Source organism: Desulfomonilaceae bacterium, from assembly GCA_041662605.1.
Classification (GTDB): Bacteria; Desulfobacterota; Desulfomonilia; order Desulfomonilales; family Desulfomonilaceae; genus CAJBEZ01.
In genome coordinates this window covers 1-5,609 of the sequence record JBAZSD010000053.1, presented here as the reverse complement: position 1 = coordinate 5,609, position 5,609 = coordinate 1, and the positions used below count along the sequence as shown (strand labels likewise).

At 47.1% G+C, this 5,609-nt stretch carries 2 protein-coding genes; both read right to left on the bottom strand.

Annotation, left to right across the window (positions count from 1 at the left end; genetic code table 11):
- Nucleotides 1-379: 379 nt before the first annotated feature.
- Complete coding sequence (locus WC647_19890; GenBank protein ID MFA6224567.1) at nt 380-3,649, bottom strand: PAS domain S-box protein; 3,270 nt, start codon at nt 3,647-3,649, stop codon at nt 380-382.
- A 176-nt stretch (nt 3,650-3,825) separates the two neighbouring features.
- Nucleotides 3,826-5,609 (bottom strand): PAS domain S-box protein (locus WC647_19885; protein MFA6224566.1); only part of this gene is annotated, 1,784 nt, incomplete at its 5' end.

Here is a 5,609-nt window from a genome sequence, read left to right as displayed (position 1 = left end):
ATTTGTTTTATCAATTATATCAAGATATTGTGATTCCTTTTTATTCAGGGACTTTTGAACAGCCTCTAATTCAGCTACTTTCCCGCGCATCTCATTCAATTCATCAATAAGCTGGTCCTGGGTCTTGTCTTGGTCTTGCACGGCAGTCTCCTCATGGCGGGAAGCTATGTATGTGAGAGGTGGGGCTTGAGCGTACGATTCTTCAATATGAACTATCTGTTAAGAGTTAGGCGCCTGTCAAATTATTTAGCATTGTTGAATCCCCCGTTAGATGGCCGGATTGTTCTCACTATAGGAAACAGCCGTCCGGTTTTTCCATGAAAAAACAGTACGAAATGGCTATTCAAAATAACAACCGGAGGCGCCAGACGCGACCTGATCAGTCTGAGTCCAGGATCTCTCGAATTGTAGTTAAGAGCTGTCTCATGTTGTAAGGTTTATGAACGAATCCCTTTGCTCCGCCGGCCATGGCGCCACCAGCAGATCCACTCTCAGAATAACCGCTCGCTATAATTATCTTTGCTTTGGGGTTGACCCGAAGAACCTCTGCCAGACACTTCCTGCCATCCATCTCAGGCATGATCAGGTCCAGGACGATCAGCGATATCCTCTCGCCCTCCCTTTTGTACGCCTCCAAAGCTTCTTTGCCATTATTAGCGGTGATTACCTTATATCCGAACCGGCTAAGAAGCGTTGCGCCAAGACCTCTAATATCGTCTTCATCATCCACCAGAAGAACAGTCTCTGTTCCACGTGGAATAGTGGTCTCAAAGGCCGGCGTTTGCATAGCTTGTTCCGCCTGGATCGCAGGGAAGTAAATAGTGAATGTGGTACCAAGGCCGGGCTCGCTATAACAATTAATGTGACCACCATGCTGCTTGACGATGCCATGGACAATCGCAAGTCCTAATCCCGTCCCTTTCCCCGGGCCTTTAGTGCTGAAGAACGGCTCAAATATGTGCGATAGTGTTTCCTTGTCCATCCCTTGACCGGTATCCGACAATTTAAGCGCGACGTAATTCCCGGGTTTGGCTTCAAGATGTGATTTACAATATTCCTCGTCCAACCGTATGTTTGTAGTCTCAATAGATAATGTCCCACCATCCAGCATTGTGTCTCTGGCGTTTACTCCCAGATTCATCAGGACTTGGCTTATCTGGGATGGGTCCGCTTTGATTGATTCCAGGTTCCCTTCGAGATGTAAGTCAATATTTATGGTCTTTGGAATTGTGCGGGACAAGAGGCTGCGAACAGAGGTTATTTCCTGATTCAAGTCCACGGGGACATATTTTGTTTCAACCTTTCTGCTGAAAGTTAGCAAGCCGTTAACCAGATCGGCCCCCCGCTTTCCCGCGTGATATATTTTCTGCAAGTCTTCGTATTCGGGTTCCCCTTCGTTTTTAGATTGGAGCATAAGCTCTGAATATCCCAATATTGCCTGGAGCAGGTTGTTGAAATCGTGCGCGACACCACCAGCCAAAGTCCCCACCGCTTCCATCTTCTGCGCCTGGAAGAGTTGTTTTGAAAGTTCAAGATGTGCCGTAACATCACGTTGAACGGCCACAAAATTGATAATTTTTCCGGTTGAGTCCTTTACCGGAGAGATTGTGGCGTCTACGTAATATATGGCCCCATCTTTCTTCTTGTTTGTAAATCTTCCCGTCCAGACTTTTCCCGCATTAATTGTGTCCCAAAGATCTCTGAAGAATTCCTGATTGTGTTCGGCGCTCTTAAAGATATTACTTTTTGTTCCGAGGAGTTCAGTTTTGTCGTAGCCCGAAATATTTTCGAGCGAGGGATTGACATATTGAATTATTCCCTGGGTGTCAGTGACAAGTATACCCTCATTAACCTGTTCAATGGCTGTGACGAGACGTCTTTGAACTTTCTCGGCCTTCCGGCGCTCGGTTATGTCGGTGACGATAGCCTGAACCGCTGGCTTACCCTTGTAGGGTAATGAAGTAGCCACTACTTCTACGTTTATGGAACTGCCATCCAGTTTCAGATAAACATCCTCGGCAGGGTAAATACCGCTTTCTCCGGCTATCAATCTCTTTATCCTGGATTGAGTTTTTTCTAATCCATCCGGATGGATGATCTCTATGATCGGTTTGCCTATTATCTGCTCTTCAGTGTCTGCGCCCAACAGCTTGGCGCAGGCAGTGTTTGCAAAAACAACTTTCCCTTCAGAGTGGACGAAAATCCCTATTGGGGACACTTCAAGCAGATTGCGGTAACGCTCCTCACTCTCCCGTAAGCTTTCTTCCGTCTTTTTCCGTTCAGTGATGTCCTCTGATATGCCAAGTAAATATTTAGGTTTTCCTTTATCATCTACAATTACTATTTTTTTTGTGCGCAGTATTTTTTGGCCGAGACGTTTGGTTTGAATTGTTTCCTCCGGTATCTCGACAAGTTGACCATGCTGAAGGACATCTCTGTCCTTCATGGTAAAGAAATCAGCCTCCTGCTTGGGGAAAAAGTCATAATCAGTTTTACCCGACAACTCTTCGCGTGAATATCCGAGTAATTCCTCGCAGGCCCTGTTGAATGTAATGTATCGAAGATCAGCGGCGTCTTTCATAAAAACCATTATCGGGATATTTTCGACAATACTGTTTAGAAATTGCTCGTTTTTCCTCAGGGCCGATTCAGCTTTTTTACGATAAACGATTTCTCCGGACAGTTTCCTATTCCAATAGAGCAGTCCCGAAAGGATCACGGCAAATACCGCCAGCGCCTGCCAAAGTAAGGTGTAGTTAAAACCGCGTTCATATTGAAGGGGTACCCATTTCTGGTAAATCCGGCCAATTTCGGATTCAGGAATTGAATCCAACTCCTTTTCAAGGATCCCCGCCAGGATTGCCCAATCCTTTCGGACCGCCATGCACTGTGAGTTAGTGTAAGGTGTCCATCCTGAAATCTTCAAATTAGACAAATTGAACTTGGCCAAATAATAGTTCATGACAAGCATGTTATCGACGAAGGCGAACACAGCACCTTTTTGAAGCAGGTCGAGCCCTTCTTTTACAGTCCGGACCTTAACCAGTGGGATGTCGGGAAAGTCTCGAAGTAGCCATTCACCGGCAGCGTATCCATCGACAACAGCGACCTTCTTCCGGTTGAGTTCCCGTATATTGCCGATATATGTGACATCCGTCCGGGTGAGGATGACAATGGGAATATTCATGTAAGGCCTGGTGAACGCCCAAAACCGCTCCCGCTCCGGCGTGGGCGCCACACATGTTGTCATGTCTATGTCCCATCGCTTTAGCCTCGCATACGAATCCTGCCAGTTCAGGCTGAGTGTTCTTTCAAACTTGACCCCTAATCGCTCTTCGATGAGTCTCAAGTAGTCGTTGGAAATGCCGGAAGGATGTCCGTTCTCGTCAGTGAATTCGACCGGGGGCCAACTGGGATCCTGGACAACACTAATGACAGGATGCTCTTTTAACCAGGCCCGTTCTTCCTGGGTCAGCGACTGTATGGCGCTGTCTGAGGGCGACGTCGCCAAAGATGCGCCGCCTTGTCCTTCCCGGACCTGGGCCCCCCCGGACACATCCCGGCAAAACAGTGCGGAGCAGGCAATCAGGACCATCAGGACGATGGCCCTCTTACTCCAACGAGGAACAATCTTTTCATCAAGTTTCACGGTTGATCCCTCATGCGCGACGATCCCGTGTTCAGGCCCTGGGGCCGAGACGCTTCTTTTTGTTTCCCTCTCGATGGAATGAAGGTTCAGTAACTTCCTGACGCCGGCGTAAAAATAGGACAAAAGAAGGTTGAAAATCGGCGCACTAGAGAAGATTCATTTCTTAAAAATCAGACTCAGTCGGCGCCCAAGACCGAGCGGACCTCATTGAGGAGTTGAGCCATCCCAAACGGCTTTTGCACAAACCCCTTGACCAGTGGGCTGATCTCTCTGCGCAACTCATCTTCCGGCGAATAGCCACTTACTATAAGCGCTTTCACCGACGGATCGATCTTTATCAGCTCCATTAAGCAGTCTCTGCCCGACATCCCTTTCATAACAAGATCCAGAAGAATCAGAGCTATTTCATTTTTTCTCAGCCGATAAATATCGAGAGCTTCTTTCGCGTTAGTCGCTACTAAAACCCTGAAACCATCATTTTCCAGTATTTTCCGTTCCAATTCAGCAATATAAGGACTGTCCTCTATCACAAGGATTGTTTCGGCCGTTCCCGGTTGAACCGTTGGGGTATCAGTCTCTTCAACCTCCTGATGAACTCCAGTTGCAGGGAAGTAAACCTTGAATTCAGTTCCCTTACCTGGTTCACTTTCACATGTTATGTGGCCTCCTCGCTGCTTAACAATCCCTCTAACCACTGACAGACCAAGCCCTGTTCCTCTTTTAGATCCCCTTTCCTTCGTAGAAAAGAAAGGATCAAATATTCGTGACAAGTCCTCATCGTCCATCCCTCGTCCCGTGTCCTTCACGGAGAGTACCACATAGGCCCCGGGTTTGGCTTCCAGATGGCGGTTACAGTAATCATTATCCAACGAAACTATACTGGTAGCGACTCTTAGGTCTCCGCCGTTCGGCATAGATTCAGAGGCGTTTATAGCGAGATTCATGATGAGTTGATCTATTTCACTTTTGTTCGCCCGAATCATTGTTGTTCGATTCGTCAGATCCAGGTCCAGATCGACGATATGTGGAAGAGTCCTGGATATTAGCGTAGACATCTCTCTGAGTTGACCGTTAAGATCCAAATCGACTGGAATGACCTGACCTTGTTGACATAGAGCTAGTAGCTTCCTGACAAGTTCGGCTCCTTCCAGGGCTGTTTGGGTTATGACTTGAAGCCAATTGTATCCTGGATCTCCTACTTTCTTATCATCCATAAGTAACTCGGAATACCCAATAATGGATTGAAGAATGTTGTTAAAGTCATGCGCAATCCCACCGACGAGCGTTCCCAGGGATTCCATCTTTTGTGACTGGAAAAGTTGAGTTCTGAGTTTTTCTCTCTCTTCTTCGGCCTGTTTTAGAGGGCTTATGTCGATTACGACACCCCTGAGTCCCACGATATGCTTATCCTGGATCATTGGGGAGCCATAGATTAAGACGGGAACTTTGGCTCCGTCCTTTCTTAAGGCTTTATGGTCGGTAATAACCAATCCCTGTTCCTCAAAGACCCTTTTAATGTCGTTAGCCGCTTTCTCGCGATCCTCCTGGGCCGGGAATTGCATTATATTAAAACCGTTAAGTAACTCTTCCACGCTGTATCCTGTAAGTTTCTCCGCTGCAGAGTTTACAAAGGTGAACTTTCCTGTTGTATCTATCTCAAAAACTGTTTGCGGAAGAAGTTCAGTTAGTTCTCTATATTTCCTTTCGCTGTCTCTCAATGCCAGTTCTGCCTGCTTGATTTCGGTTATGCCCGTCACAAGACACAGCGCCGCCGGTCTCTCCTCCCACATTATCAAGGATGAATTCATCTCCAGCCAACCTACTGTTCCGTCCTTGCGGATATATCTAAAAGGATACTGATAGTGGGATTCATCACCTTGCAACCGGCGTGCGTGGTATTGCGCAAGCATTTCCTGATCATCCGGATGAACAAAGGCCCCAATGGCATTAGAGGCTAAGG